Source organism: Dolichospermum heterosporum TAC447 (assembly GCF_024584745.1).
GTDB classification, from domain to species: Bacteria; Cyanobacteriota; Cyanobacteriia; order Cyanobacteriales; family Nostocaceae; genus Dolichospermum; species Dolichospermum heterosporum.
The window spans coordinates 99,905-125,875 of the sequence record NZ_CP099464.1; the positions used below are offsets into that span (position 1 = coordinate 99,905).

The window sequence follows — 25,971 nt, forward strand, 5'->3', positions numbered from 1 at the left end:
TAACACCTAATTAAATTAGCACTTAGTCGCAGCAGCAAGACAAAGGAAAAATCTTAGCGTTTGGTTGCTGTTAAGGATGGAATAATTTAGGATACTTAATTGAGGCAACCTAAAATTTATGAAATAAAAGTTATTTTTGGTGCATTACTTTTTTTTAAGACCACTTATATTAACTAACTCTGGGAGGATGACTCGGATTTCTTGAGCTAATTTATCAATATCATTACGACTAGCTGTAAAATGACGATTATGTGCTGAGTTGTCTCCTATTTTCTTCAACTTAGGCAAATTATTTATTGTATTACGGGATAGATTGAATTTAGGTTCATCTGTAAACTTTGTAATCATTGCATCGAGATTTAGATACTGATTATTACTATCTTTTATATTTTTTTCAATACCCTGTTTTTCGTAACATTCAATAATTAATGTTTCTATTAATCTTCTTAGCATGACTGCACAGGCATCATAACAACCATTGGTGTAGCAAATATTTACTTGTTTAGCAATACGAAATACATAATCTCTTGTATCTTGTACTATTTCCATTGGAAAGAGATGATCTGAAGGTTTATCTTCACTATTCAAGTTATTTAAGAATGCTGAAAGTATTTCGTTAGCAAAATCTTTTTGATCAGAAGGTATTTTAAACCTAGAGATCAACCAATTATCGTCAAAGGGAGATGCAGATGGCATGATTTTAAGTGATTCTTCCCATATATTGAGTTCATATTCCATATTATGAGCTTTAAGAAGAAGAGAAACTTTTTGTAACAAACGGTTTAAATCTTCTGATTTTGGAGATCTTATGAGATCTATCTTAGATACATCTATCTTAGATAATTCGTCAATTAAACCTTGTATCATTTGTTGTTTATAGTTCATGATTAAGTGCTTTAATGATTTATGTCTAATAAATAGCCTAATTTGCTACTTACATATAATAACTGCGATCGCCTATGAATCGTGATACACATACCCCAAACTTTCCAATTCTCAGCCAAAACCGCCTAAAATAACCTTGCAAAGAACCTTTCCCCGGCGCTACCGTCTACAATTTGACGTAGTAGTGTACAGAGTGCAAAAACCATGAGACGTAGATACAAAAAAGGTTTGCAATCATTCATCAGCTTTAGCCTATTTACCATCTTAATCACCCTATATCCCGTGACCGCTACCCCTCTACGTACCCCGGATAAGACCGTCAACTGTGAGCTTCTCGTTGTGGGTGGTGGACTCTCTGGAGTAGCCACAGCTTATGAAGGGTTACTTGTAGGACGCACAGTTTGTTTAACAGAAATAACTGACTGGTTGGGGGGACAAATTTCCTCCCAAGGGACATCTGCATTAGACGAAAGACCAACTCAACGAGCTAAACAATTCTATTCTCGCGGTTATTCCGAATTAAAAAACCGCATTGAACGGAAATATGGCAAACTTAACCCTGGGGATTGTTGGGTAAGTGACTCCTGTTTTCTGCCTCGTGATGCTCACAAGATCATGACACAAATGCTCAAAGATGCTGAAAAAAAAGGTAGAGGAAAATTACAATGGTTTCCCAATACAGTAATTAAAGATTTAGGAATTAGCAAAGATGGCAAAATCATCAATAATGCCATAGCAATTCAACATCAACCAGCAAAAAATCAACCACCTCTAAATACTAATACTTTATCTCAAACCATTGAAGATGCTTATAGTTATCAAAACTCATCACAATTGAGTAAAACTATTATTCGTTTTCTGCCTAAAACATCTCAAAATAATCCTGGAAAATGGTACGTTGTAGATACAAGTGAAACTGGGGAAATTATTGCTTTAGCAGATGTCCCTTATCGTCTAGGAATTGATGCCCGTTCCTATCTTGAACCTTCATCTTCTAGCACGACAAATTATCCTTATTGTCCTCAAGGTTTCACTTATACCTTTGCAATGGAGGCTACAAAAGATCACCAAACCCAAATAATGCCGCCATTCTATTTACAATATTCACCATATTTTAGTTATGAATTAAAACGATTAGCAAACTTTGATTTAGTATTTACCTATCGCCGAATTTGGAGTCCGCAAAAAGGCCAAGCAACTACATTCAATGGTGTGAAATTTACTTCATCAACACCGGGGGATATTTCTATGCAAAACTGGACTTGGGGAAATGATTACCGTCCAGGAACTGCGGCGGATAATCTTATTTATTCTCGGCAACAATTAGAAAATTATGGACAGTTAAAATCTGGAGGTTGGCAAGGTGGACTACGCACAGAAACTTTGCGTAAAGCTGAAGAAAAAGCATTTTCCTATTTTTATTGGTTGTATGGGGGAACTACAGATTCTCAGTTGGGTAATGGTGTGAAAAAACCGCAAACAAATATCCGGTTTTTAACAGGTTTAGATTCGCCTATGGGGACGGTTCATGGTTTATCTAAATACCCTTATATGCGGGAAGGAAGACGGATTATTGGTCGTCCAAGTTGGGGACAACCGGAAGGTTTTGGTATTTGGGAAGTTGATATTTCTCGGCGTAATTATAATGATGAATATTATCGGAAAACTTTGCCGGCAAATATGTATGGCAATCTAAAAGCAACGGTGGCTGGTTTGGAAGCGATATCTGTAATTAGTGGGGAAATTCCTCCAGAAAAAGTTATTCGCCGGAGTCGTTCGACAATTTACCCTGATGCTGTGGGTATTGGTCATTATGCCATAGATTTTCATCCTTGTATGGCAAAAAGTCCCGTGGAAGCACCTGGTAATCAGGAACGTGCTGGAGAAAGGCGGGGTGCAGGACTTGCTTATCCTTTTCAAATTGCTTTGCGGGCAATGATTCCCCAAAAAATTGATAATTTATTGGTAGGGGGAAAAAGTATTGCTACTAGTCATATTGCGGCGGCGGCTTATCGGGTTCATTCTTTTGAATGGTCTTCTGGTGCGGCTGCGGGAACTGTGGCGAGTTTTGCACTAAAAGAAGGAATCGCACCATATCAATTGGTTGATGATTTACCTCAACAAGAACCACAATTACAAATTTTAAGAAAGTTGTTGGAGGCGAATGGAAATCCTACGGCTTTTCCTGATACTTCTATTTTTAATGAAAGTTGGGATGATTGGCGGTAGTAAATTGGGCGCAAGCCCTGCGCCCCTACTTTCTCACTCAGCCAGCAATGGATTAAACTGGTTATTTGTAATGTCAGTTTTTACAATGTCGTTTTTGGCTGATTTTTCTATGGTGACAAGAATTGCAGATGTGTACAGTATGGCTTCAGCACCGACTGTAACACCTGACCGGGTTAATCAAGTGACTCGGAAAACCTATCCTAATTATAAGGTGATTGTGTTGAATGATGATTTCAATACTTTCCAGCACGTGGCTGAGTGCTTGATGAAGTATATTCCGGGGATGTCGGGCGATCGCGCTTGGGATCTCACTAATCAGGTACACTATGAAGGACAAGCGATTGTTTGGACTGGTCCCCAAGAACCAGCAGAATTATACCACCAACAACTCCGTCGGGCTGGGTTGACAATGGCTCCCCTGGAAGCAGCCTAATTATGTCAAAACCTACTGATGGTAGACTTGTTTGGAATCACTCTACCCATATTCCTGGTCTAATTCCCATTTTAGAACGTTTGTGTCAACAGCATGGGATTGGAACTGTGACACCTGCGGTGATTGGTAGAGCTAAGGGTCATGCACCAAAAATGCAGTTGCGGGTGTCTGTACCTATTCGTGGTGGCTATAAAATCATTGCTCGTCAAGGTAAGACGGTGCAGGAGGTGTTTATCCTCACAACTTTACTACAGGATGAACTCGAAGGTGCGATCGCTATTGCTATGAGAATTGCCTAAATTATGAATTTACAAATAGCAAGGTTGGAGCTAAGTTCAGTTCTAACCTTGACTTTTGATTATTCTTCAATTTTATGAACTGCAAACTTATGTAACGGTAAACTCAAAATACAAGAAAATGTTAAGAAATATGACAAAGCTGTAGTAATTCTTAAAGTCATCATTACAGCGTCCCAGTCAAATAAAAATACCTTTTCCGTCCCAAAGGCGACGCAATAAACTAACCAGTAAGCAAAGCTCATTCTTAAGAGACTTTGTTCTGTTTCTTGAAAATCATCTATGGCTTGAAAATCATCCTTTAATAACCATAGACCGACAATACAAGCGATTGAGGAAATAGCCACTACAAATTCATGGCAACATAAATTCACTGTAGGCATTGATTTTTGTCTCCATTTTCAATGTTTTTATATTCCTATAGAAATTTAGTGTAAAGGAATATGCTGGAGAGTTGTGCAAAATAGTTACAAACTGCAATCCCTCAACAAGTTTCTTCACAAATCCCAATACCTGAAAAGTCATGATTCCTGTATCAAATGTTTTACCCCTCCCTAACCCTCCCCTTATAAAGGGCAGGGAACTAAGTAGGTTGGCGTTGAAAATTATCGTTATAGCAAGGCAAGAGTAAAGAAGTTTTCAGCGATTTTACGTTTCTTCACACAGTTTGATTTTATTGTGTTCACTTACTTACGTTGTTATTGCGGCATTTTCTGACAAAAATCTCATCATATTGATGTCAGTCATCTAACTTAGGGTTAATTTAAAATATCTAACTTAGGATTAATTAAATTACTTTGACTAAAGCATAAGCTGGTTATAGCAGGTTAATTCCAACTATGTTATTTTGGAGATATTAAGATAATGTTGCAAGAAAATTTTACGACTTCTCAGAAGGGAATAGATGCTTCTTTAATTGGTTTTGATGAAAGTTGTTTATCGGAATTAAGTTCGGAACAAGCCTCTAATATTGTTGGAGGATTTACACTTAAAAATAATACAGAAGCACCAAGGATTTTCTATAATTTTGGGGAGAAGTCACCCCTCAAACAACAAACTTTACAACCAGGAGAGAGCGGTACTTATCCCGGAGAGTTTATTTTGTATAATTCTTCGGCATCAAAACCCGGAATTAGTCCAGCAGTATTCAAAGCAGACCCTTCCGGTTCATTTAGTCTAAATCAATCAGGAACTAAGATAATTCCTACTGATCTTAGTTCTTCTAATGGAAGTACAGATTGCTAAAAAAGCCTGCAAATAAATTTTGAATAACCAGCCTCTAGAACTTAATCTGGAGGTTTTATTTATAAGTAGTTTGGTCATTGGTCATTGGTCATTGGTCATTGGTCATTGGTCATTGGTCATTGGTCATTGGTCATTGGTCATTGGTTATTGGTTATTGGTCATTGGTTATTGGTCATTGGTCATTGGTCATTGGTGAAAACGATTCTTCTTTCTTCTTTCTTCTTTCCTCCTTCCTCCCGACTCCTGACTCCTGCTAAACTACTTCACAAGAATGAACTAAAGGTAATAATGGACCTATTTGTTCTTGTCCATTTATAGCTAAATCACTATGACATAAATACAATTTATCAGACACCCGCGCCAGTAAATCGGTGACAATTTTTTGTAATCTTTGTGCTTCGGCTAGTTGTTCATCTGCGGCTGTCCAAGGTTGTCCTAACCTATCTCGTAAAAATAAAGTAGCACCAAATAAAGTAGCTGCACCACCTTTTGCCCACAGTGGTGAACCAATATCTAACCAAAAATGCCAACGGTGATGTTTACGACTTGCACGATACTGAAAGATGGTTGCTAAAGTTACGGCTTTTCTACTGCTACCGATAGGACGGATAGGATAGGGATTTGCAGTAATTGTTCCTCGTCGCAGCAGTTGAATAAATATCGCTATCGCCACGCTATCGCTATCACTAATGGTAATACTAAGGGTTTCTGGTGTATGCAGTGAAAGTAATAGAGTATCATTTTGTTTTAAGCGGGCATCTACTTCCCAATAATGTTGAGCGGTTTCTATTAATTCTCTTAATGCTGCTAATTCTTGATATGAAGGGTTTTTATCCTTACACACAAACTCTTGAATGGCTTTGTAGAGGAGAAAAATGGGGGTGAGGAGAAGTCCCTGGTGATATTCTTCTCTCTGTTTGCCAATCCATTGTAATATATCTTCATAGGCCTGAGTGGCAATATAGCCAATTCTATCCCAGCGTTCAAAGGTTTTCACTGGTAATAAATTGGGTGTGTCGGGGTGGGGAACGAAACAAGCATCAGCGATTAACCCAGCCCGCACCGGATCTATTTGAGAATGATGGAATTCTTTTTCCTGCCCATTTTGGGTTTGATATTGACTCAAAACCACCAACATTTCCGCCACTGCATCCCTATCTACTAACCGCCCTAAACCGGGGTAAACTAGAGCCATGAGGGTAAGTAATGCTCTCACCACTGAAGAACTGATTAAGGGGCGTTGTTCGTTGAGAGATTCTACCTCGATATTTTGTTTAGTTAATATTTCTACTAGAGTATAACGAGCGATCGCATCTAAACCCGGTGCAATAATTACTACTTCATCCGCCGCTACTTCCCCTGACTGCACCCCATCAATAATGATCTCGGCTGTTTGGCGTAATAATTGGGCGCGGGAATTAGTTTGAATAGGCTTGACACAACTGGGTAAACTCAATATCGTCATTGGCTGTGTTACCAATTCTACCATTTGCTCAGTCAAAGAATATCCCAAACTATTTACAGGTGGTGAAGTTAAAGTTTCTACTTGACAACGCCTAGATATTTGGTATAAATACTCAGGATCTGCACCTAAACCCCAGCGGACAGCCCCATGAGGATTATAGCTAAAAGCCCCCACAGCACCAGCATCTAACAAAAATGCAAATAAGTTAGCAGCGATCGCCGGATAATCATCCACATCATCTGCTATGATCCCTTGATAACGGTGTTTTAAATGCTGTTGATAGCTACCATCAGGTAATAATTTTTGGTGATACAATTCGGTAATTAGTGCATAAGTCAATAAACCTGTTTCTAAACACCAATTTCGCCAATTTAGTAGTAAAAAACCCAAAAAATCCGGCTCTAAATTGATAGAATTATCCTCTAAACCACTTTGTAATACCTGGGGAATATCTTCACAGGATACACCGCTATAAGCTGCCAATTGCCATAAATCTAGAATCCTTCTGACCAAACGATTCTCATTCATCCCTACACGCCGCAAAACTTCTGAATTTAACTGAGAACTCCAGAGTTTCGTCGCCAACTCTTGTTCCGTTTCGGGACGTAATCTAACCGGAAATTGTGCTTTGATTGACCATGAATCAATTAGCAACGGCCAAAACAAAATTACCTCATCTTGGAAAAAACCTAAAGCCGTTTTGACACGAATAGGATATTTTCCCAGTGTTAAAGTAGTAACTCTATCAGCTAATTCCCTGCGATTATCATCATTAGCAGCTAACAATAAAATACCTAGTTCTTTTTGGTGTAAATTTAAATTTTGATCTATAGATTGGGTTTGAGAATTGTGAATATTTTTATTATAAAATGAACCGGAAACTTGATTATTAACTTGCAACCAAGCATCAAAATAGCTGACCAAGCGAGTAGTTTTACCACTACGACTAGTACCAAAAATCCAAAGAGAATCAGAAATCATGGTTTTTGCGTTAACTTAAGTTTAAGAATTTAGTAGATAATCCCAAATAATCGTCTCGATGAAAAGTACCGTGTCTAGCCAAAAAATATACCCCTTTTTATTGTCTGCTTACAGATGGTATCTACTGACACCAGAACGTTCTTTAAGTACAGCCTATCAAGCAGCTATAAAAATTAAGGAAATTGAAGATCAACACTTTAATGGTAACAAAATAGACTCCGAATTTACCATACACAGTGCCAGTGTCATGGATTATTTTCAAGGAGATTTGCAAAAGTTATTAAAAACTGTGCAAATGCGGCTGACAGAATTTAAAGCTAGTCGGTGGTTTGCGAATGAAGCTAAACAAAAAGCTGCCCTAAAATTGGGTATAGAATATTCTAGTCCCGCATTAATTTTAGAGAAACTAGAATTCATTGATCAAGTTACCTCCAAATATACTAATTATGATATAGATACAAATTATAACAACTCCAACTCTTCACCTGTTGTACCAGCCACAGATTTAGTTAATTCCCAACAATTTATTCCTAAAACATCAAATCAAGCCAACAAAAATACACTGAAAGGAAAAACTAATACAACAGGTATTTTACCACGGTCAATTTTAAGCACAATCACTCGCCTACAGGTAGAATTAGATCCAGAATCTGAACAAAATGTAGTTCAAAATTTTCGGAAAGCTCAACAAAGAAGTATTATTTCAATTCGGTTTATACTTTTACTGATTATCGTTCCTCTTCTAACTCATCAATTATCCAAGGCTTTAATTGTCGGTCCATTGGTAGAACATTTCCGCCATGATAAAACAGTAGAAGTTTTCCTAAATGGAGAAATGGAAGAAGAAGGATTATTAGCATTACAAAGATTTGAGGAAAGAACCAAATTTGAAGCCTTAATTAGTAATGCACCTCCCCTTGCTGCTGAAGAATTAGAACTCAAAATAAAGAAGAAAGCAGAGGAAGTCAAAGAGGAATTTCGCAAAGAAAGTGATAATGCTATTAAAAATGTATTTGCTGATATTTTCGCAGTAATTACCTTCACCATCTTATTACTTGTTAGTAAGCGTTCTATCGCAGTCCTCAAAGAATTTTTTGATAACGTAGTCTATGGTTTAAGTGATAGTGCTAAAGCATTTATTATCATTTTATTTACCGATGTTTTTGTTGGTTTCCACTCTCCTCACGGTTGGGAAGTTCTCTTAGAAGGAATATCACGACATTGGGGATTACCAGCCAATCGTGATTTTATTTTCTTATTTATTGCCACATTTCCCGTAATTTTAGATACGATCTTCAAATATTGGATTTTCCGTTACTTAAATCGGATTTCACCTTCTGCCGTTGCTACCTACCATAACATGAATGAATAGCCAGCATTTTGCCAACATTACTATTAGCTTACCAATATTTATGGCTAGTTTGATTGTGGGCATACAACCACTCCCCAATCAAGAACTTTCTCCCCCAGAATGTCGGTTAGGAAAATGGAACTTACCAGCATTAGTAAATTCAACTAAACAGAAGTTACCTGTACTCATTCCTAGAGTTCCAGTTACTTGTTGTCAAGAAGATATTTCTTGTTTAGATCAGGCAATTGATCATGATAAACAATCCCTGTTAAAATCCATAGATTACAGTCTCAAATATTTACAAACAGAAAGAGCAATTATAGCCTATAAAAAATCAGAATTTACCAGAGAAAGAGTTTATAAGAGTTTGCAAAAATTTCGCCAACTATTGATTTCCACAAAATCACCTCAGCAACTACAAGCAGCTATAGAAAAGGAATTTGTTTTTTATCAATCTATCGGCAGAGATAACAAAGGAACAGTTTTATTTACCGCTTATTATGAACCATTATATCTAGCCAGTCGTCAACCGACAAAAGAGTTTCGCTATGCAGCTTATCGTTCTCCTGCTGATTTAGAATCTTGGGCTAAACCTCATCCTACCAGATTAGAATTAGAAGGTGCAGATGGGTTACAAGGTAGCAAAGGAAAATTAACAGGATTGGAGTTATTTTGGTTTAGAAATCGTCTTGAACCTTATATGATTCAAATTCAAGGTTCAGCAAAACTCAAATTAACAGATGGAACTCAAACAACTATCGGTTATGCAGGTAACACAGCTTATAATTATCGAAGTTTAGGTAAGTCATTAGTTGATGATGGTAAATTTCCCTTAGAAGGGTTAAATATGCCAATTATTCTCGACTATTTCCGCAAATATCCCCAGGATTTAAATATTTATATTCCGCGCGATCAAAGTTTTGTATTTTTTCAGGAAAACCACGGACAACCAGCCCAAGGTTCTATTGGTGTACCAGTTACTCCAGAACGTTCCATTGCTACAGATAAATCCCTCATGCCTCCAGGGGCTTTAGCATTAATTCGCGCTCCTTTTCCCTATCTTAATAAGAGTAATAAAATCGAACATCGGCTAGTGAGTCGTTACGTTTTAGATCAAGATACAGGTGGCGCAATTAAAGGAGCAGGGAGGGTAGATTACTTTTTAGGAACTGGTGAATCAGCCGGTGAAAGGGCAGGATTAACAGTCAGTAATGGACAATTATTTTACCTATTACTAAAACCGTAATTTCCAACTCTTACTCTCTGTGTCTCTGCGCCTCTGCGTGCAGTAAAATCATTCTTTTAATCAGCATTACAGCGATTTCCAATCATATAAGGTACATCTTAGCCCCCTCATCGTTCCCCAAGGAACATGAAGCGCCAGTATATTCATTTATCAAGCAATCCAGAAATTGCTTATCAAGTCGGTCAACGAAAAGCAAAATCTCCAGTTATCTTAACTATCGAGTCTGGAAAAGCTCACAATCATAATATTAAATTTTATCAAGGTAATAAAGTAGTTTGGTTAGCTGACTATATACCCCCTCAATTTATTTTTGCAAATTATTGAGAATTTGATGTAAGGGGCGATCGCTTTTTGGGATATGGAGGGCGATAGCGCAAGCGCTGACTTGTCAGTTCGCTTTTGGGATGTAGGAGATGCGATCGCTTTTAAGAATGTGAGAAGGTGATCGCTTGTTGGGGATGTGGGAATGCGATCGTCCCAGTGCTGACAAGTGAGATCGCTCTCAATGGAGAAATTTTTGGAATTAATCTGTTAAAATTGGTTCAGATAAACAACTCCAAATGTAAAATCAATGAAAATTAAAGCTATTATTTATCCTGCCCAAGAAGGGGGTTACTGGGCTGAAGTACCTGCACTTCCTGGTTGCATAACAGAAGGGGATACAATGGAAGAATTAATTAATAATCTTCAAGATGCTATACAAGGTTGGCTAGAAGTAGCAAATGAAATTCAAAAACCAGATCCAATCTCACAAGTGATTGAAATTGCAGTATGAAATCAATTTCTGGGAAAAAATTATGTAAAATTGTTGAGAACAAAGGTTGGATTCTCAAAAAAATTACAGGCAGTCACCATATTTATGAAAAACCTGATGAAAGTAAAATTATTTCTATTCCTGTACATAAAAATCAAGATTTAAAACTTGGGACTTTAAAATCAATCATGAAGATAGCTGAATTGGTAGAAGATGATTTGTAATTAATGTTTGTTGTGTAGGCTATAACATACGTTAGTCTTAGAGGGCGTTTGAAAACTTTACCGAAGGCGATAGCGAAGCGCTGCTGCAAGCAGTTCGCCTGTTGGGGAATGTGGAGTGCGATAGCGAAGCGCTCCGTAGGAATCACTTTTGGGGATGTGGGGAGGGCGATAGCGCAAGCGCTGACTTGTCAGTTCGCTTTTTGGGGTGTGAGAGGACGATAGCGTTCGCGAGTGCGTCCCGGAGGGAACTAGCGCTGCTGCAAGCAGTTCACTTTTTGTGGATGTGGGAGGGCGTAAGCGTTGCGCTCCGTAGGAATCGCTTTTTTGGGGTGATAGGTGCGATCGCTTGTAATAATGTTAGAATTACTGCGTCTAAAATTTAATTATATGTATGGAATTTGAATGGGATACACAAAAGGCAAAATCTAATTTATCTAAACACAACGTTTCATTTGAAGAAGCTCAAACAGTTTTCGATGATCCACTCTATGTTGATTTTTATGATCCGGATCATTCTGAAGACGAACATCGTTATATTATTATAGGAGAATCATCAAGAAGTCGTATTTTGCTGGTTTCTTATACAGAAAGAGGGAATATAATTAGAATTATTAGTGCAAGACTTGTAACAAAACAAGAATTAAAAGCTTATCAAGAGGGTTAAAAAAATGGAAGATGAACTTAGAGATGAATATGATTTAAAAAGTTTAAAAGTTAGAAAAATGGGAGCTAAACGTACAAGTTTTGGCAATACAATCATTAAATTAGATTCAGATGTTGCGGAATTGTTTCCTAATTCTGAATCTGTTAATGAAGCTTTACGATTTTTGATTAGAATTACTAGAGAAAATAAAGTTACATTTTAATTGTTCGCTTTTGGGGGATAAGGGAGGGCGATAGCGCAAGCGCTGACTTGTCAGTTCGCTTTTGGGATGTGGGAGGGCGATCGTTTTTTGAGGATGTGGGGGGGTGATCGCTTTTTGGGGTGTGGGAGGGCGATAGCGCAAGCGCTGACTTGTCAGTTCGCTTTTTGGGGATGTGGAGAATCGAGAACTAATCATCTCTATTTCCACGAGTTAAATAACGGACTTCCTCCAATAAAATATTAAATCGCTGATCGCTTTCAGCTTGTCTTTGTTTTACCAATTCCATTTCACGCTGATTTTGAGCAGCTACTTGTAGCAATGCTTGAGCCGTTACTCTCAACCCATCTATGCTATCTTTAACTTCAGTTATACTTTCCCTAACTTCAGTTATACTTTCTCGCAACTCAGTCACACTGGAAGCCAAATCATCAAGCATTTCATCATTCCACCGTTGTACAGTCATAGTATGTTCTTAATATTGCAATTAAACTAATATTCTAATTATACCAAAGATATCGCTTGTTTGGGAATGTGAGAGGGCGATAGCGAAGCGCTGCTGCAAGCAGTTCGCTTTTTAGGGATGTAAGGGGCGATCGCTTGAGGTTGTGAAAATTGTTAGAAATAATTATCTGCTAGTAACTAAATAATTAACCAACCGATTCAATCTCACCCGCATCATTGATAAATACAGATGAACCTATTGATAAAGATGAGATCATTTCACTAATTTTTTTCATTAGAGGTACTAAATGATCAGGACGAGTGCTACGAGAGTTTAAAATAATAATTTTCAAAGTTTTATCAGTTAAATTTTACTGATAAGGAAGATTTTTATCGGCCGTAATAAACACATCAAAAGGATGTTTTTCAGCCAAATCAAGAATTTGGTGATCCTTAAAACCACGCCACCCCATATCTAGCGATCGTTCCCGACATAGCTGTATTTCGTTGGGAGCGAATTCCTCGATTGTCGTCAGGACGGATTGCCAATCGTTTTGAAATTTATCCCGATTGGGCGATTGAAATTCTCTCGCCCGATCAAAAATATAAACAAGTCCTAGCCAAACTATTACACTGTGCCGAGTATGGGACGGAATTGGGATGGTTGCTAGATCCTGAAGATGAAAGCATTTTAGTTGTAGATAGCGATCGCCGAGTGAGGGAATTTAAAAATAGTGATCGTCTGCCTGTTCTTACAGGGATTTCATTAGAGCTAAACGTTCAAGAAGTCTTTAGCTGGTTGATTTTTTGACAGGATCGCTGTTGGGGATGTGGGGAGGCGATCGCTGTTGGGGATGTGGGGGTGCGATCGCTATTTGTCACTGTTTTAGATAAAATATAATTTAAGATGACCAAGTAAAGACAAAAGTAAAAACATGATGACAGGAACAACTTTTGCAGAAATCCTAGAAGCTGCGGATAAATTAGTACCCGAAGATCAGGAAAATTTAATTCAGATTTTACAGAAACGACTACGAGATCGCCGAAGAAATAGTCTAGTGAAAGATGTTCAGGAAGCACAAAAAGAGTTTGCAGAAGGTAAATGTCGGCCTGTTACTCCTGCACAACTGATGGAGGAACTTCTTTCGTGAGTTTTGTTTTATTACGTTCCAGTGCATTTATTCGTTCAGCCCGAAAAATTTTAAAAAAACAACCAGAAATCACTGAAAATTTTCAAAGTATTCTGGAGTTATTATCTACAGATCCATTTCATCCACGCCTAAAAACTCATAAATTAAAAGGAGATTTACAAGATTCTTGGGCTTGTAGCGCAGGATATGATTTGAGAATTATTTTTACATTTGTTGAACATGAAGAATCACAAGCAATCCTGTTAGAGTCAGTCGGTACTCATGATGAAGTTTACTAACTGTGATAATTGGATTAGAGCGATCGCTTTTTGGGGTATGGAGGGCGATAGCGAACGCGAGTGCGTCCCGGAGGGAACTAGCGCTCCGCAGGAATCGCTTTTTGGGGTATGGAGGGCGATAGCGAACGCGAGTGCGTCCCGGAGGGAACTAGCGCTGCTGCAAGCAGTTCGCTTTTTGGGATGTGGGGGGGCGATCGCGAAGCACGACCTAAAAATCATTTGCTAAAATAGAAGTAACTTAAAGTTACAGGAAAAACAAATAAATGATCACATTAGAAATGGCGATCGCTAAAATTAAGCAATTACCTCTTGAACAGCGCAATGAAGTAATTAAATTTATCGAGTTTTTAGAATTTAGGGCAGGAAACATTGATCTTATTTCCCAAGAAACAAAAACTACAAAGAATTACCCACTGAGAGGTAAACCTATTACCATTGTTAGTGATTTTGATGAACCTATGCCTGAACTTTGGGAAGCATTAGAGACTTCCAAGAAATAAATTATCCTAAGAAACGAACCACAGAGGCACAGAGTACACAGAGAGAGAATTTCTGCATCAGTTTTGGGACATTTTTTTATTTGGAAGTCTCTTAGCGGAATGATTTTACTAGATACCCATATTTGGCTATGGTTACTTCACGATCCTAGTCAACTATCGCAAGTAGCACAAGCAGCTATTGAAAGTGAAGAATCTCAAAATGGCTTATTAGTTTCCGCTATTTCTGTTTGGGAAGTAGCAGTTAAATCTAGTGTCGGTAAATTAGTTTTGCCTTTACCCATTGATGAATGGTATCAGTTAGCGCAAACTCATTCAGGTATAATCATAGAACCTTTATCATCCATAGATGCAATTGCCAGTACACAGTTACCAGACGATTTTCACAAAGATCCAGCAGACAGAATTTTAGTTGCTATTGCAAGACGTTATGAAATTCCCCTTGTTACTTGTGATGCCACAATTTTAAATTATCCCCATATAAAAACAATTTGGTAAGTATGCGATCGCTTTTTGAGATGTGGGAGGGCGATAGCGAACGCGAGTGCGTCCCGGAGGGAACTAGCGCTGCTGCAAGCAGTTCGCTTTTTGGGATGTAGAGGGGCGATAGCGCAAGCGCTGACTTGTCAGTTCGCTTTTGTGGATGTGAAGAGTGCGATAGCGAACGCGAGTGCGTCCCGGAGGGAACTAGCGCTGCTGCAAGCAGTTCGCTTTTTAATGAGGAGATTAAAGCCGATATAATGACAGTAAAGCAGTATGGGAAAAAAGCTATGATTCAAACCTTAGATGCTCTCTTTGATGGTGCAGTCCTTCTTCCTGAAGTACCTTTAAACATCAAATCAGGTACGCGAGTTCGGATTATTGTTGAAAGTCTGTTACCAGATGAAAAACCAAAACCAAAAACATTCTTGCAAACTGCCAAATCTTTAAATTTACAAGGTAGGCCAGACTGGTCAACCAATATAGACCAGTATTTGCATGAGGAAAATATCTCGGAAAATGAATGAAATTTTTTTAGATACATCTTTTGCGATAGCTTTATCTGCAATTACAGATCAAAATCATGCCAGAGCAGTTGAGCTTGCTGAACAAATTGAAGCTCAAAATTCTTATCTCGTTACAACTCAAGCAATTTTACTAGAAATTGGTAATGCTCTTTCTAAGAAAAGATATAGAACCGCCGCAATCCAACTGCTTGAATCCCTAGAATCAGACCCAAATATTGAAATAGTTCCTCTAACTAATGAACTGTACGATGCTGTCACAAAACTTCAAAGAGAACGATACCATTAAATTAAAATAAGTCAAACTAATTAAGTACAGCCATGAAAATATCAGCATTCCAGAAAGCTATTGAGTCAGTCGAAATTTTATCAATAGAAGATCAAGAAATATTACTTAACCTTCTGCAAAAAAGACTGCACGAAGCAAAAAGAACCAAACTATCTCAAGAAATTACAGAAGTTCGTCAGGAATTTTATGAAGGAAACTTTCAATTTGGTTCAGTTAATCAATTCTTAGGAGAACTTGATCAACCATGAACATCGCTTGGACTCCTAAATCATTGCGTTCTTTTAAACGTCTAATCCGAAAAGATCCAAATCTTCGACCTCTGATTGAACAAGCTTTATTGCAATTAGCTGAAGATCCTTTTTGTCCTAGTTTACGTACTCACAAACTAAAAGGTGAGTTAGCTAATGTCTGGTCTTGTTCAATTGACTATAATTATCGTATTTTGTTTGAATTTTTTGAAAATACTGAAGACCAACAAGAAGCTATTTTGTTGCTCAATTTGGGAACTCATGATGAAGTATATTGATACGAAAGTGCGTTAGCAAAGCGCACTGAAGGTATCGCTTTTTGGGATGTGGGAGGGCGATAGCGAACGCGAGTGCGTCCCGGAGGGAACTAGCGCTGCTGCAAGCAGTTCGCTTTTGAGATGTGGGAGGCGATTGCTTTTTGGGGTATGAGAGGGCGATAGCAAAACGCGACTTAGAAATCACTGCTATAATACAAACAGATACTCTTTTTTGGGAGAAAACATTATGGAATTAGTAACCTTAAATCAATCAGGATATCTGCAAATTCCTGAAATTATTAGACAACAGTTAGGTTTAAATAATGAATCAAAACTATCTTTAGAAGTTCAAGATGGAAAACTAATTTTAAACCCTATCAAAGAAGAACCATCACTTTATTACGAAGGTCATGTATTAGTCTCTGATGTAGAATTATTAACAGATGCTAATACAATAATTGAAGAACTCAAAAATGAAAGAATGAATCAAGTAATTTCATGGTAAGAATATTATTTGATACATCTGTTTTAGTCGCCGCTATTTTAGTTAAACATCCTCAGCATTTTCCTTGTTGGTCATGGCTAGAAAAGGTGAAAACATCACAAATAGAAGGATTTATTGTCACTCATACCTTAGCCGAATTATTCTCAGTTATATCTTCCTTTCCATCTCAACCTCGTTTTTCACCTCAAATCACTCAGAGGCTTATTCAAGAAAATCTAAAAGAATTTCAGATTATTTCTTTAACTGAAGATGATTATTATAAAGCCATAGAAAATATGGTCAATTTAGGGTTTACTGGGGGTGCAATTTATGATGGTTTAATCGCTTATTCTGCTCTAAAAATAGAAGTGGATAAAATCTTAACTCTTAGAGGTTGTTTGAAAAGTATCAGATGAAACCCATAATCTCCAAAAACCTAACCCCCTGCCCCCTTCCCTACCAGGGAATGGGGTTTTCAAAGCCTCTCCCCGCGTCGGGGAGAGGTTTGGAGAGGGGTCAATTTATACATTCAAAACTTTTCAAACACCCTCTTAATGCGAAACATTTTCTCCGTCTTGGCGATTCCATTGCTGAATTAGTAGAAGTTCCATCATAGAAATAGCTGATTTAAACTCAAAATTCACCATATCTAGCTATAGTAAATTATAGAGATTGGTCGCTTTTAGGGATGTGGAAAGTGCGTAAGCGTTGCGCTCCGCAGGAATCGCTTTTGGGGTGTGGTAGAGCGATAGCGAACGCGAGTGCTTCCCGGAGGGAACTAGCGCTGCTGCAAGCAGTTCGCTTTTTGGGAGGCGAGGGGAGAGCGATAGCGAAGTGCGACCTAGTAATCGCTTTTTAGAGGGTTTGGGTTAAAAACTTAGGATATAATGATTGAAGATTCAAAAGAAGAGCTAGATAGACACTGAAAAAAGACCACTCTTTCCTAATTAATCCAGTAAATCAATTCACAAAGACAGTTACGAATATGGAAAATCAAAGATTTGTTAATTGCTCAACTGTCCATTTCGTTGTTTGTGCTGGCGCACAAAATTACTCAAGGGACGTTTCACCGTTAACCCTCCATTCCTCCCATCACCAAACTGAGTACAGTTTTGGTGGGGGTCTCCTGGAGGTTTAGATGAATTACCAAGACATTATTACGATTGAATCAGGAAAACGCAGTGGAAAACCCTGTATTCGGGGAATGCGTATAACCGTGTACGATATTTTGGAATATCTAGCAGGTGGTATGACAGAAGCAGAAATTCTCGAAGATTTTTCAGAACTGACATCTGAAGATATTAAAGCCTGTCTATGTTTTGCTGCTGATCGAGAGAAAAAGTTATTTGTCGCTGCACTATGAAACTGCTATTAGATGAAAATCTGTCAGATCGGATTATTAATAAAATTATTGATCTATATCCCGATTCAGCACACGTTAAGACTTTAGCACTGATAAATACTGATGATGCACTTATATGGGAATATGCTAAAGCGAATAGTTTTGTGATTGTTTCCAAAGACTCTGATTTTCATCAACGTAGTTTACTTTATGGTCATCCGCCTAAGTTTATTTTTCTTCGTATTGGTAATAGTCCTACATCAAAAATTGTGCATATTTTGACAGATAATTTTGTCACAATCATTCAATTTGACAGCAGTGAAACAGAAAGTATTTTGGTCTTAACCTAACTTGGAGTACGATCGCCAATCTTATCGGGAGATGTAGGAGTGCGATAGCGAAGCGCGACCTAGTAATCGCCTTTTTTGAGATGTGGGGGCGCTCGGGGCAACATAAATTATTGAGAGCGATCATTCCTGGAATGGGAGGTATAATTGGGGGGTAGAAACAGGATGCGATCGTTGTGTCATGGTGTACGTTTATGAGTGAATTATCTTTAAAAGTCCATGCTTTCTGGGATGAAGAGGCTCAAGTCTGGACTGCCTCTAGTGAAGATGTACCCGGTTTAGCAACAGAAGCTAGTTCTTTAGAAGATCTAGAGCAGAAGCTCATGATTATGATTCCAGAGCTTTTAGAACTGAATCAAGTGATATCAGGTGATTCAGGTCAAGAAATTTCAATCGATATCATTAGTCAACGGATTAGTAAAATCCTAGTAAATGTGTGAGTGGCAAAATCATTTACTCCTGAACTCAAGAAAATCCTTGATGGAGCAGGTTGCTACTTTGAACGAAGTGGCAAAGGAGATCATGAAATTTGGTACAGTCCACTCACACAAAGAAGATTTGTGGTTGACCAATCTATCAAATCTCGGCACACGAAAAAGATCCGGGAGTTTGGTAGCCCCGTCACGAAGCGAGCGGGGTGGAAAAACGACACGAGCAGATTTATCTGCATTCAAAATTAATGTCTTTCATGGTGTGGATCGTTTATATATGCCATCACGTTACTAGTGCTTACCTTGCCCGAAGTATCATAAAAATAGCTTCTAGTCCAGAGTGACGGGAGTTTTTTTAATTCTGGAAACTCTTCTCTCAATAACTTAGAACTACGGCCTTTAAAAGCTTTGACAACATCACAGATAGGTGTTTTTTCGTCATACTCTATAAGCAAGTGAACGAAACAATAAACATTTTAATGCTGGCTATGCTTCGGCAATGCAACAAACTTGTTTTTGTGTTGGTGAAGCTTTCAAATCATTTAAACAATTACTAGCAAAATCTAAAAAAGGGGAATTAAACCAAAAACCGAGAGTACCTAATTATAGAAAACCCGGAGGTTTATTTACTGTCACGTACCCAAAAAAATGGTTAAAATTAGTAGATAATTTAATTAGGTTTCCACTAGGTAATCAAGTCAAAGCATGGTTTGGGATAACTGAATTTTTCTTACCAATGCCTTCAAATCTGGAATGGTCTGACATTAAAGAAATTCGCATACTCCCTAGAAACCGTCAATTTTATGCTGAGTTTGTTTATCAAACTGAAACGTCGATTATTGAGATTGACAAATCTAAAGTAATTGGCATCGACCACGGTATCGATAATTGGTTAACTTGTGTTTCCAACGTGGGAACATCCTTCATAATCGACGGATTACATCTAAAATCTTTGAACCAATGGTATAACAAAACAGTTGCCAACATCAAAGAAGGAAAACCCCAGGGTTTTTGGTCTAACCGACTTGCAGCGATTACCGAAAAGCGTAACCGTCAAATGCGAAACGCTGTTAATAAAGCTGCCAGAATTGTCATCAACCATTGCATAGACAATAAAATCGGCACTATTGTTTTTGGATGGAATGAGAGGCAAAAAGACAGTGCTGATCTGGGCAAAAAGAACAATCAAAAGTTTGTTCAAATACCAACAGCTAAACTCAAAGGACGCATAGCCCAATTATGCGAACAATACGGTATTATTTTTGTGGAAACTGAAGAGAGTTATACCTCAAAAACATCGTTTTTAGATAATGATGTTCTACCTACATTTGGTGCAAAACCCGAAGGGTGGAAATCTAGCGGAATTAGGATTACTAGAGGTCAATTTAGAACCTCAACTGGAATCAAAATAAATGCAGACTGCAACGGCGCAGTTAACATAATCAAAAAAGTAGCTGCGATATTTAAGTTTGACTTAAGTGGAGTAGGTAGAGGTGCTTTAAGTGCGCCTAAGAAAGTTCTTTTGTGGACTCTTCAGAAATCCCCGCGTCTTCAGACCGGGGAAGCTTGTGCGATTCGTTGTTAGTTAAATCACGGTAATCAGTCCGTACATAAACTAACCAGCCCAACCTAGTAATAGGAAAAGGCTGAACTCTCGGTCTGATATGGGTGAAAGTCCCATCTACCAGACTCAGGTATGACTCCCTATCTGCCCACGATGACCCGACTCGGTTTCGGGAGGTCGAAGCTGGGAACAGGGCGCAATCAGACATCCGTTGTGGGGTGACACTGGTGCTAACGGGGAGTTCCTATGGTGAAACAGAGCCTCAAAAAGCAACCTAACCGGAAGCAGGACACAACCCAAACAACCTGACTTTACTGGAGTTAATTCCCGCCGCATCTAAGCTTAATAGCGGCAAGAGTCCTGGGAATCCAGTGGTTGAATTGGCTACACCTAACGGAACTAACAATCAACCGAGGGAACGAATAAAAACGGATTGAGGGTCTAAGGGTGGTCGAACCCTAAGTAGGCTGGACGAGCAGCGGAACTCCCTCAATTCGGGTAGGACAGACCGTAATTGGTCTGAGGTGTTCAGAATACACAAATTGGAGCAGAGCATGATTAGACACAGAGACAACTCTAGTGAATCCTGGAAGACATTACCCTGGAAGAAATTCCGCCGTAATTTATTCCGCCTACAAAAACGAGTGTACAAAGCGGTTCAAGTTGGCGACAAGCGCAAAGCAAAGTCCCTACAAAAGCTGATTCTGAAATCAACCGCAGCAAGATTACTGGCAATCCGTCAAGTAACACAGCTAAATGCTGGGAAAAAGACAGCGGGAATAGACGGTAAAACCGCGCTCTCATTCGAGCAAAGGTTTCAACTGAATGAAAAGCTCAGAACCGAAGCTAATAACTGGAAACACCAGGGATTACGCGAAATACCCATTCCCAAAAAGGATGGTAAAACCCGGATTCTCAAAGTCCCCACTATTGCGGACAGGGCGTATCAATGCCTTGTCAAATACGCATTAGAACCAGCACACGAGGCAACTTTCCACGCCAGGAGCTACGGTTTCAGGACGGGACGTTCAGCGCATGACGCACAGAAAATCCTGTTCATAAACTTATGTTCCACGCGAAATGGAATAGATAAAAGGGTTATAGAACTCGATATCGAAAAATGTTTCGACAGGATAAACCACACCGCCATTATGGATAAACTCATCGCTCCTAAAAGCATAAGACAAGGAATCTTCCGATGTCTCAAAGCCGGAGTTAATCCAGAGTTTCCTGAACAAGGAACACCCCAAGGTGGGGTGGTAAGTCCACTATTAGCTAACATCGCCTTAAACGGGATTGAAAGTATTCATAGATATCACGAGAAATCTAATCGTAGAATCACTGACAGAACCTCAAAGGAGAGTATTGTTGAACCATCTATCCGATACGCGGATGATATGGTAATAATACTTAGACCTCAAGACGATGCCACAGAAATACTTGACAAAATCAGTCAGTTCCTAGCAGAGCGGGGAATGAAAGTCAGTGAGAAAAAGACAAAGCTAACCGCCGCGACAGATGGGTTTGATTTCCTCGGCTGGAATTTTAAAGTCCAGAAAAACGGGAAGTTTAGATGCGTCCCATCAGTGGATAATTTTAAAGCTTTTCGCAAGAAAGTAAAAGCCATCGTCAACAACTCGAATTATGGTGCTACCACAAAGGCTGAGAAATTAGCCCCTGTAGTTAGAGGTTGGAGGAATTACCACCGCTTCTGCAAGATGGACGGGTCCAGAAACTCGTTATTCCACATCGAAACAAGAGCATTCAGGGTATTCAATAAGGAAGCAAAACAGAATCGCCACACTAGCAAGCAATTACTAGATAAGGCATTTCCAGTAATCCCTTACTCCGAAAACAAACATATCAATGTCAAAGGGGAAAAATCACCCTACGACGGAGATTTAACTTATTGGAGCGAACGCAACAGTAAGTTATATGACGATAACACCTCTAGAGCAATTAAACGGCAAAACCATAAATGTGGTCATTGTGGGCTAAAAATGCTTAGTGATGAGAAGGTACATCTTCATCATGTTGATGGAAACCACCAAAACTGGAAAACTAAAAACCTTCTAGCCATTCACGAAAGCTGCCACGATTATATTCACATGAGCAAAAGCGAAAGCTAAGAACATCGGAAGCTGGGTGCGGTGAAAGTCGCACGCCCAGATTTAACAGAGAGGAGCGCGGGATAAGACCCGCCTTCGACTCTACCAATGACTTTTTGTTGAAAAATCAACTATGAAGTATAATGGTGATTGGTCAAATTTATTTTGACGGGCAATGATCGGAAAAAACTTCTGTTCTTCCTTCCCCTGCCCCCGGTGCCTCTCTTCTCCCCCTGCTTGCCTTCACCCGTCATTTTCGGGTTGACAAACTACTAGATCGGAAAATGCCACTTTCCAAAGGTAAACTGAGTATCAAGGTGCATAAATTTACAATCTGGGTCGAAGGTGAAAAGTAGCTATGTCAGAAACTAGTGACAAACTCATACCCATATCACAAAGGCAACCTGTACAACGTCGCCGGCGTAAACGTCCAGTCCCCAAGACAGGACAGAAAAAAGTCATCAATCAACAGCCAGTTTCTAGTCCAAGAGAAACTGCAACATTAGCTCGTCTAAACAATCATAGCAGTCCTGTTCCTATCTCGTCTGGGGGGCGAAAACCAGCATCACGGAAGATGATGCCTCCAGGTGTTAAACCAGTACCTACAGTCAAGAAAAATACTCAAATTTCTCCGCCAGCAAATGTGAGGTTAAAGACGGTACGCATGGAGAAGCCGAGAATTGAAAGCAGAGGGTCACGCAAGACTAGGTTAAAACCTATGGCTAGAACTGTTTTATATACCTTGCGGTTGTTGATTGTGGGTGTGGGGATAGGTGCGATTGTGGGTACGTTGTTGTCAATTCTAGACCCTGCTAATCGCCTTGGTTCAGTTGCGTTAGTATCTCAAACTACTACTTCTCAAAAAATATCTCAAACTCCTAATACAAGCTTATATCTGTCCCAAGAAATTACTTCTTTAAAAAATTCTTTACAAACTCTCTCCGCAGCTAATGCTGATCTGATGCCAGGGGTGTTTTTATTAGACTTAGATAATGGTGGTTATGTAGATATTAATAGTAATGCCAGTTTTGCGGCGGCAAGCACGATTAAAATTCCGATTTTGATTGCTTTTTTCCAGGATGTAGATGCTGGTAAAATCCGCCTGGATGAAATCTTAACTCTCCAAAAAGAGATGATTGTCGGGGGTTCGGGAAATATGCAATATCAAACCCCAGACAGCAAATACACGGCTCTTGATGTGGCTACGAAGATGATTACAATTAGCGACAATACGGCTACGAATATGCTGGTTGCTAAATTAGGGGGACAGGAGGCGTTAAATGGACGTTTTCGCAGTTGGGGATTAACAACGACGATGATTCGTAATCCTCTCCCGGATTTAGAGGGGACTAATACTACTAGTCCGAGGGAATTGGGGAATTTAATCTCGATGGTGAATCAAGGTAATGTCGTGGGTATGCGATCGCGTGATTTAATGCTTAATATTATGAGTCGCACTGAACGAGATAATCTTTTACCTGCTGGCTTAGGAAAAGGCGCAAATGCTTATCACAAAACAGGTGATATTGGCACAATGTTAGCAGACGCGGGTTTAATAGATATCCCTACGGGTAAACGTTATATCGCCGCTATTATGGTGAAACGTCCCAATAATGATCCTCGTGCGGCAAAATTAATTAGTTCTATTTCTAGTGCGGCTTATGAACACTTTAGCCAAACTACAGTAACACCTAGCAATCCGATAAATAACCAACCAATCACTCAACCAATCACTCAACCAGCAACTCAACCAATTTCTAATTATCAACCACCCGTTCAACCCTTTACTCAGCAACCAGTTCAACAACCGATAATGAATCCTGCTATGCCTAATGGGACGGTTAATAATATGCCTATGGGCAGTTATCCGCAGCCTATAATGACTCCGCAATATTATCCACCACAATAAATAATTCAGAATTCAAACTGGTTGCAGAAAATGTGGCTTTGTTGTTAGAACAGCGTTAAGGCTATCTATCAAATGGAGAATACATCATGAATATTCAACTTAAACCTGAGACAGAGGAATTAATACAAGCTTATATTGACACGGGGCGATTTGAAAATATAGAAGATGCAGTAAATGAGGCTTTTAGTTTGCTGCTGGACAGAGAAAGAAGACTAGAGGAACTACGGAAAAAAATAGCTGTAGGAACTGAACAGATTAAGAATGGACAAGTAACAGATGGTGAGGTAGTTTTTGCTAGACTACAAGCAAAAATTGGCGTTGCATAATTAAAGTATGAATTAGCCTCACGCAAAGGCGCAAAGACGCAAAGGAAGAAGGAACAAAAATCAGAGTTTTAACATTTTTGATATCGCATTCCCGGAAGTTGGGTGACTAAACCCATGAGTTCTAATTGTAATAAGGAACTGGAAACTAAAGCCGCATTCATCCCTGTTTTTTGAATTATAAAATCAAAGGATAAAGTATCAATAGTCAAAGTGTCTATTACCTGTTGTAATTCAGGTGCTAAATTAGGTAAAGGAGGAGATCTAACTATGGGAATTTCTATATCTATTTGGGGAATTGCCCCCAACATGGTTAATAATTGACTGAGTTCTTGATTAATTAAACCTGCACCTTGACTAATTAATTTTAAACAACCTTGTGATGGTTGATCATCAATTCTTCCGGGTAATGCGTAAACATCTCGACAAAATTCATTAGCATAAGTAGCTGTGATTAAAGCGCCGGATTTTATTGGTGCTTCTATGACTAATACTGCGCGACTTAACCCGGCAATGATGCGATTTCGCCGGGGAAAATGGGTGCGGTTGGGTGTGGTTTTGGCAGGATATTCACTAATTACTATGCCAGAGGTCAATATCTGTTTATATAAACCTTGATTTTTATGGGGATAAATAACATCTACTCCTGTTCCTACAACTGCTATTGTTCTTCCTCCTGCTTTCATTGCTGCTGCGTGACTTTCGGTGTCTATTCCTTCTGCCATACCGGAAACAATGGTAAAACCATTTTGGCTAATGCGGTACTAATTTGACGAGTCCATTTAATTCCATATTCTGTGGGTTGACGAGTTCCGACAATTCCCACTAAAGGTTTTTGTCCTGAATTCTCCTGTAAATCAACTTCACCCCGATAATACAATAAGGGGGGTGGACTGGGAATTTCTCGCAGTAGTTGGGGATATTCTGGGTCTGCTGGTGTCCAAAAATGGGGGTTTGCTTGTTGGTGTTGAGTGAGGAGTTGTTCGGGGTTTAAATGGGATTTTTGTTGAACAACTTTTTCTAATGTCTGAAATCCCAAACCTTCAACTTTTCGTAATTCACTAGGAGTAGCTTTCCAAGCATTTTCCAAGTTACCAAAATGCTGTTGTAATCTTTGCAGTAATATGGGTCCAATTCCAGAAATTTGCGACCAAGCTAACCAATATTTACGTTCTTCTGTATTTGACATAAGTAGGTTGGCGTTGAAAATTGTCGTTATAGCAAGGCAAGAGGCAAAAGGCAAGAGTAAAGAAGTTTTCAGCGATTTTATGTTTCTTTACACAGTTTGGTTTTATTGTGTTCACCTACTTGGTATAAATATAA

The 25,971-nt window shown here is 38.9% G+C and carries 34 protein-coding genes and 2 pseudogenes; 30 read left to right on the forward strand and 6 right to left on the reverse strand.

What is annotated here, in order from left to right; all coding sequences use genetic code 11:
* Window positions 1-144 precede the first annotated feature (144 nt).
* On the reverse strand, window positions 145-885 hold the full coding sequence (locus NG743_RS00430) for a DUF4145 domain-containing protein (RefSeq protein ID WP_257121255.1): 741 nt from the start codon (window positions 883-885) through the stop codon (window positions 145-147).
* A 204-nt stretch (window positions 886-1,089) separates the two neighbouring features.
* On the opposite strand from NG743_RS00430, the gene NG743_RS00435 reads away from it, so the two are divergent.
* From NG743_RS00435 to NG743_RS00445, 3 genes are all read left to right on the forward strand, one after another.
* Window positions 1,090-3,114, forward strand: coding sequence for an FAD-dependent oxidoreductase (locus NG743_RS00435; RefSeq protein ID WP_257121256.1), 2,025 nt, complete (start codon window positions 1,090-1,092; stop codon window positions 3,112-3,114).
* 109 nt (window positions 3,115-3,223) lie between these two features.
* Entirely contained in the window at window positions 3,224-3,547 is a 324-nt protein-coding gene (gene clpS / locus NG743_RS00440) for an ATP-dependent Clp protease adapter ClpS (RefSeq protein WP_027401013.1), read from the forward strand.
* Between the two features lie 2 nt (window positions 3,548-3,549).
* Complete coding sequence (locus tag NG743_RS00445; RefSeq protein ID WP_027401012.1) at window positions 3,550-3,846, forward strand: DUF2103 domain-containing protein; 297 nt, start codon at window positions 3,550-3,552, stop codon at window positions 3,844-3,846.
* A 59-nt stretch (window positions 3,847-3,905) separates the two neighbouring features.
* On the opposite strand, the gene NG743_RS00450 is transcribed toward NG743_RS00445, so the two are convergent.
* Entirely contained in the window at window positions 3,906-4,226 is a 321-nt protein-coding gene (locus tag NG743_RS00450) for a hypothetical protein (RefSeq protein ID WP_027401011.1), read from the reverse strand.
* Between the two features lie 481 nt (window positions 4,227-4,707).
* On the opposite strand from NG743_RS00450, the gene NG743_RS00455 reads away from it, so the two are divergent.
* Complete coding sequence (locus tag NG743_RS00455) at window positions 4,708-5,088, forward strand: hypothetical protein (protein WP_027401010.1); 381 nt, start codon at window positions 4,708-4,710, stop codon at window positions 5,086-5,088.
* A gap of 19 nt (window positions 5,089-5,107) precedes the next feature.
* Window positions 5,108-5,284 (forward strand): hypothetical protein, encoded by a 177-nt coding sequence (locus NG743_RS00460; RefSeq protein ID WP_257121257.1) that lies wholly within the window; start codon window positions 5,108-5,110, stop codon window positions 5,282-5,284.
* 57 nt (window positions 5,285-5,341) lie between these two features.
* On the opposite strand, the gene NG743_RS00465 is transcribed toward NG743_RS00460, so the two are convergent.
* Window positions 5,342-7,534, reverse strand: a complete 2,193-nt coding sequence (locus NG743_RS00465) for a recombinase family protein (RefSeq protein WP_257121258.1) — start codon at window positions 7,532-7,534, stop codon at window positions 5,342-5,344.
* Window positions 7,535-7,592: 58 nt separating this feature from the next.
* Between NG743_RS00465 and NG743_RS00470 the strand changes: the two genes are divergently transcribed.
* The 7 genes from NG743_RS00470 (at window position 7,593) to NG743_RS00500 (ending at window position 11,975) form a co-directional block, all read left to right on the forward strand.
* Window positions 7,593-8,906: a proton extrusion protein PcxA gene (locus tag NG743_RS00470; RefSeq protein WP_193962593.1), complete on the forward strand. Its 1,314-nt coding sequence runs from the start codon at window positions 7,593-7,595 to the stop codon at window positions 8,904-8,906.
* On the forward strand, window positions 8,899-10,131 hold the full coding sequence (gene mltA / locus NG743_RS00475) for a murein transglycosylase A (RefSeq protein WP_193962592.1): 1,233 nt from the start codon (window positions 8,899-8,901) through the stop codon (window positions 10,129-10,131). Before NG743_RS00470 ends, mltA begins: the two co-directional genes overlap by 8 nt.
* 126 nt (window positions 10,132-10,257) lie before the next feature.
* Complete coding sequence (locus NG743_RS00480) at window positions 10,258-10,455, forward strand: RNA 2'-phosphotransferase (protein ID WP_035081267.1); 198 nt, start codon at window positions 10,258-10,260, stop codon at window positions 10,453-10,455.
* Window positions 10,456-10,702: 247 nt separating this feature from the next.
* Entirely contained in the window at window positions 10,703-10,906 is a 204-nt protein-coding gene (locus NG743_RS00485) for a type II toxin-antitoxin system HicB family antitoxin (RefSeq protein ID WP_028091145.1), read from the forward strand.
* On the forward strand, window positions 10,903-11,109 hold the full coding sequence (locus tag NG743_RS00490) for a type II toxin-antitoxin system HicA family toxin (protein WP_257121260.1): 207 nt from the start codon (window positions 10,903-10,905) through the stop codon (window positions 11,107-11,109). The genes NG743_RS00485 and NG743_RS00490 overlap by 4 nt, the downstream gene beginning before the upstream one ends.
* A gap of 391 nt (window positions 11,110-11,500) precedes the next feature.
* A complete protein-coding gene (locus tag NG743_RS00495; protein WP_027401001.1) occupies window positions 11,501-11,773 on the forward strand; it encodes a BrnT family toxin in 273 nt (90 codons plus the stop codon).
* A 4-nt stretch (window positions 11,774-11,777) separates the two neighbouring features.
* Window positions 11,778-11,975 carry a hypothetical protein gene (locus NG743_RS00500; protein ID WP_080683818.1) on the forward strand — a complete coding sequence of 66 codons (198 nt, stop codon included), beginning with the start codon at window positions 11,778-11,780 and terminating at the stop codon, window positions 11,973-11,975.
* A 187-nt stretch (window positions 11,976-12,162) separates the two neighbouring features.
* Here the strand turns inward: NG743_RS00500 and NG743_RS00505 are convergent, their stop codons facing one another.
* A complete protein-coding gene (locus NG743_RS00505; RefSeq protein WP_027400999.1) occupies window positions 12,163-12,438 on the reverse strand; it encodes a hypothetical protein in 276 nt (91 codons plus the stop codon).
* 504 nt (window positions 12,439-12,942) lie between these two features.
* On the opposite strand from NG743_RS00505, the gene NG743_RS00510 reads away from it, so the two are divergent.
* The 14 genes from NG743_RS00510 (at window position 12,943) to NG743_RS00575 (ending at window position 18,753) form a co-directional block, all read left to right on the forward strand.
* A complete protein-coding gene (locus NG743_RS00510; protein ID WP_257121261.1) occupies window positions 12,943-13,227 on the forward strand; it encodes a Uma2 family endonuclease in 285 nt (94 codons plus the stop codon).
* A gap of 124 nt (window positions 13,228-13,351) precedes the next feature.
* Window positions 13,352-13,567 carry a hypothetical protein gene (locus NG743_RS00515; RefSeq protein ID WP_027401004.1) on the forward strand — a complete coding sequence of 72 codons (216 nt, stop codon included), beginning with the start codon at window positions 13,352-13,354 and terminating at the stop codon, window positions 13,565-13,567.
* Window positions 13,564-13,845: a type II toxin-antitoxin system RelE/ParE family toxin gene (locus NG743_RS00520; RefSeq protein WP_027400629.1), complete on the forward strand. Its 282-nt coding sequence runs from the start codon at window positions 13,564-13,566 to the stop codon at window positions 13,843-13,845. The genes NG743_RS00515 and NG743_RS00520 overlap by 4 nt, the downstream gene beginning before the upstream one ends.
* Before the next feature lie 263 nt (window positions 13,846-14,108).
* Window positions 14,109-14,345: a DUF2281 domain-containing protein gene (locus NG743_RS00525; RefSeq protein WP_035081257.1), complete on the forward strand. Its 237-nt coding sequence runs from the start codon at window positions 14,109-14,111 to the stop codon at window positions 14,343-14,345.
* Between the two features lie 99 nt (window positions 14,346-14,444).
* Complete coding sequence (locus tag NG743_RS00530; protein ID WP_027400996.1) at window positions 14,445-14,840, forward strand: type II toxin-antitoxin system VapC family toxin; 396 nt, start codon at window positions 14,445-14,447, stop codon at window positions 14,838-14,840.
* Between the two features lie 242 nt (window positions 14,841-15,082).
* The gene (locus NG743_RS00535) at window positions 15,083-15,349 is read left to right on the forward strand and encodes a hypothetical protein (protein WP_228043959.1); all 267 of its coding nucleotides are present in this window, start codon (window positions 15,083-15,085) and stop codon (window positions 15,347-15,349) included.
* Entirely contained in the window at window positions 15,342-15,635 is a 294-nt protein-coding gene (locus tag NG743_RS00540) for a type II toxin-antitoxin system VapC family toxin (protein WP_080683817.1), read from the forward strand. The genes NG743_RS00535 and NG743_RS00540 overlap by 8 nt, the downstream gene beginning before the upstream one ends.
* A gap of 32 nt (window positions 15,636-15,667) precedes the next feature.
* On the forward strand, window positions 15,668-15,883 hold the full coding sequence (locus tag NG743_RS00545) for a hypothetical protein (protein WP_193963998.1): 216 nt from the start codon (window positions 15,668-15,670) through the stop codon (window positions 15,881-15,883).
* Complete coding sequence (locus NG743_RS00550) at window positions 15,880-16,161, forward strand: type II toxin-antitoxin system RelE/ParE family toxin (RefSeq protein WP_027400993.1); 282 nt, start codon at window positions 15,880-15,882, stop codon at window positions 16,159-16,161. Before NG743_RS00545 ends, NG743_RS00550 begins: the two co-directional genes overlap by 4 nt.
* Before the next feature lie 226 nt (window positions 16,162-16,387).
* Window positions 16,388-16,645, forward strand: coding sequence for an AbrB/MazE/SpoVT family DNA-binding domain-containing protein (locus NG743_RS00555; RefSeq protein ID WP_027400992.1), 258 nt, complete (start codon window positions 16,388-16,390; stop codon window positions 16,643-16,645).
* A complete protein-coding gene (locus tag NG743_RS00560; RefSeq protein WP_257121262.1) occupies window positions 16,639-17,040 on the forward strand; it encodes a type II toxin-antitoxin system VapC family toxin in 402 nt (133 codons plus the stop codon). Before NG743_RS00555 ends, NG743_RS00560 begins: the two co-directional genes overlap by 7 nt.
* A 722-nt stretch (window positions 17,041-17,762) precedes the next feature.
* Window positions 17,763-17,987 carry a DUF433 domain-containing protein gene (locus tag NG743_RS00565; protein ID WP_027400990.1) on the forward strand — a complete coding sequence of 75 codons (225 nt, stop codon included), beginning with the start codon at window positions 17,763-17,765 and terminating at the stop codon, window positions 17,985-17,987.
* Window positions 17,984-18,316, forward strand: coding sequence for a DUF5615 family PIN-like protein (locus tag NG743_RS00570; RefSeq protein ID WP_027400989.1), 333 nt, complete (start codon window positions 17,984-17,986; stop codon window positions 18,314-18,316). The genes NG743_RS00565 and NG743_RS00570 overlap by 4 nt, the downstream gene beginning before the upstream one ends.
* Window positions 18,317-18,489: 173 nt before the next feature.
* Window positions 18,490-18,753, forward strand: coding sequence for a DUF1902 domain-containing protein (locus tag NG743_RS00575; protein WP_257121263.1), 264 nt, complete (start codon window positions 18,490-18,492; stop codon window positions 18,751-18,753).
* A gap of 236 nt (window positions 18,754-18,989) precedes the next feature.
* Here NG743_RS00575 and tnpA read toward each other — a convergent pair.
* Window positions 18,990-19,205 (reverse strand): annotated as a pseudogene (gene tnpA, locus NG743_RS00580) (IS200/IS605 family transposase); the annotation flags it as partial.
* A 38-nt stretch (window positions 19,206-19,243) separates the two neighbouring features.
* Between tnpA and NG743_RS00585 the strand changes: the two are divergent.
* From NG743_RS00585 to NG743_RS00600, 4 genes are all read left to right on the forward strand, one after another.
* On the forward strand, window positions 19,244-20,329 hold the full coding sequence (locus NG743_RS00585) for an RNA-guided endonuclease InsQ/TnpB family protein (protein ID WP_306459820.1): 1,086 nt from the start codon (window positions 19,244-19,246) through the stop codon (window positions 20,327-20,329).
* A 533-nt stretch (window positions 20,330-20,862) separates the two neighbouring features.
* Window positions 20,863-22,437, forward strand: coding sequence for a group II intron reverse transcriptase/maturase (locus NG743_RS00590; RefSeq protein WP_257121264.1), 1,575 nt, complete (start codon window positions 20,863-20,865; stop codon window positions 22,435-22,437).
* Between the two features lie 337 nt (window positions 22,438-22,774).
* Window positions 22,775-24,325 carry a serine hydrolase gene (locus NG743_RS00595; RefSeq protein ID WP_257121265.1) on the forward strand — a complete coding sequence of 517 codons (1,551 nt, stop codon included), beginning with the start codon at window positions 22,775-22,777 and terminating at the stop codon, window positions 24,323-24,325.
* Between the two features lie 86 nt (window positions 24,326-24,411).
* On the forward strand, window positions 24,412-24,651 hold the full coding sequence (locus tag NG743_RS00600; RefSeq protein ID WP_027400956.1) for a ribbon-helix-helix domain-containing protein: 240 nt from the start codon (window positions 24,412-24,414) through the stop codon (window positions 24,649-24,651).
* Window positions 24,652-24,719: 68 nt separating this feature from the next.
* Here NG743_RS00600 and dprA read toward each other — a convergent pair.
* Window positions 24,720-25,837: pseudogene (gene dprA / locus NG743_RS00605) on the reverse strand (DNA-processing protein DprA).
* Window positions 25,838-25,971 lie beyond the last annotated feature (134 nt).

What these genes read in the sequence shown, in the direction of transcription:
- NG743_RS00525 (WP_035081257.1), top strand. Translation starts at nt 14,109, where the DNA reads ATGATCACATTAGAAATGGCGATCGCTAAAATTAAGCAATTACCTCTT.
- NG743_RS00555 (WP_027400992.1), top strand. Translation starts at nt 16,388, where the DNA reads ATGGAATTAGTAACCTTAAATCAATCAGGATATCTGCAAATTCCTGAA.
- NG743_RS00540 (WP_080683817.1), top strand. Translation starts at nt 15,342, where the DNA reads ATGAATGAAATTTTTTTAGATACATCTTTTGCGATAGCTTTATCTGCA.
- NG743_RS00495 (WP_027401001.1), top strand. Translation starts at nt 11,501, where the DNA reads ATGGAATTTGAATGGGATACACAAAAGGCAAAATCTAATTTATCTAAA.
- NG743_RS00490 (WP_257121260.1), top strand. Translation starts at nt 10,903, where the DNA reads ATGAAATCAATTTCTGGGAAAAAATTATGTAAAATTGTTGAGAACAAA.
- NG743_RS00455 (WP_027401010.1), top strand. Translation starts at nt 4,708, where the DNA reads ATGTTGCAAGAAAATTTTACGACTTCTCAGAAGGGAATAGATGCTTCT.
- NG743_RS00515 (WP_027401004.1), top strand. Translation starts at nt 13,352, where the DNA reads ATGATGACAGGAACAACTTTTGCAGAAATCCTAGAAGCTGCGGATAAA.
- NG743_RS00435 (WP_257121256.1), top strand. Translation starts at nt 1,090, where the DNA reads ATGAGACGTAGATACAAAAAAGGTTTGCAATCATTCATCAGCTTTAGC.
- NG743_RS00560 (WP_257121262.1), top strand. Translation starts at nt 16,639, where the DNA reads ATGGTAAGAATATTATTTGATACATCTGTTTTAGTCGCCGCTATTTTA.
- NG743_RS00470 (WP_193962593.1), top strand. Translation starts at nt 7,593, where the DNA reads ATGAAAAGTACCGTGTCTAGCCAAAAAATATACCCCTTTTTATTGTCT.
- NG743_RS00505 (WP_027400999.1), bottom strand. Translation starts at nt 12,438, where the DNA reads ATGACTGTACAACGGTGGAATGATGAAATGCTTGATGATTTGGCTTCC.
- NG743_RS00480 (WP_035081267.1), top strand. Translation starts at nt 10,258, where the DNA reads ATGAAGCGCCAGTATATTCATTTATCAAGCAATCCAGAAATTGCTTAT.
- NG743_RS00485 (WP_028091145.1), top strand. Translation starts at nt 10,703, where the DNA reads ATGAAAATTAAAGCTATTATTTATCCTGCCCAAGAAGGGGGTTACTGG.
- NG743_RS00570 (WP_027400989.1), top strand. Translation starts at nt 17,984, where the DNA reads ATGAAACTGCTATTAGATGAAAATCTGTCAGATCGGATTATTAATAAA.
- mltA (WP_193962592.1), top strand. Translation starts at nt 8,899, where the DNA reads ATGAATAGCCAGCATTTTGCCAACATTACTATTAGCTTACCAATATTT.
- NG743_RS00565 (WP_027400990.1), top strand. Translation starts at nt 17,763, where the DNA reads ATGAATTACCAAGACATTATTACGATTGAATCAGGAAAACGCAGTGGA.
- NG743_RS00585 (WP_306459820.1), top strand. Translation starts at nt 19,244, where the DNA reads ATGCAACAAACTTGTTTTTGTGTTGGTGAAGCTTTCAAATCATTTAAA.
- NG743_RS00430 (WP_257121255.1), bottom strand. Translation starts at nt 885, where the DNA reads ATGAACTATAAACAACAAATGATACAAGGTTTAATTGACGAATTATCT.
- NG743_RS00530 (WP_027400996.1), top strand. Translation starts at nt 14,445, where the DNA reads ATGATTTTACTAGATACCCATATTTGGCTATGGTTACTTCACGATCCT.
- NG743_RS00450 (WP_027401011.1), bottom strand. Translation starts at nt 4,226, where the DNA reads ATGCCTACAGTGAATTTATGTTGCCATGAATTTGTAGTGGCTATTTCC.
- NG743_RS00500 (WP_080683818.1), top strand. Translation starts at nt 11,778, where the DNA reads ATGGAAGATGAACTTAGAGATGAATATGATTTAAAAAGTTTAAAAGTT.
- NG743_RS00535 (WP_228043959.1), top strand. Translation starts at nt 15,083, where the DNA reads ATGACAGTAAAGCAGTATGGGAAAAAAGCTATGATTCAAACCTTAGAT.
- NG743_RS00600 (WP_027400956.1), top strand. Translation starts at nt 24,412, where the DNA reads ATGAATATTCAACTTAAACCTGAGACAGAGGAATTAATACAAGCTTAT.
- clpS (WP_027401013.1), top strand. Translation starts at nt 3,224, where the DNA reads ATGGTGACAAGAATTGCAGATGTGTACAGTATGGCTTCAGCACCGACT.
- NG743_RS00545 (WP_193963998.1), top strand. Translation starts at nt 15,668, where the DNA reads ATGAAAATATCAGCATTCCAGAAAGCTATTGAGTCAGTCGAAATTTTA.
- NG743_RS00590 (WP_257121264.1), top strand. Translation starts at nt 20,863, where the DNA reads ATGATTAGACACAGAGACAACTCTAGTGAATCCTGGAAGACATTACCC.
- NG743_RS00445 (WP_027401012.1), top strand. Translation starts at nt 3,550, where the DNA reads ATGTCAAAACCTACTGATGGTAGACTTGTTTGGAATCACTCTACCCAT.
- NG743_RS00465 (WP_257121258.1), bottom strand. Translation starts at nt 7,534, where the DNA reads ATGATTTCTGATTCTCTTTGGATTTTTGGTACTAGTCGTAGTGGTAAA.
- NG743_RS00595 (WP_257121265.1), top strand. Translation starts at nt 22,775, where the DNA reads ATGTCAGAAACTAGTGACAAACTCATACCCATATCACAAAGGCAACCT.
- NG743_RS00550 (WP_027400993.1), top strand. Translation starts at nt 15,880, where the DNA reads ATGAACATCGCTTGGACTCCTAAATCATTGCGTTCTTTTAAACGTCTA.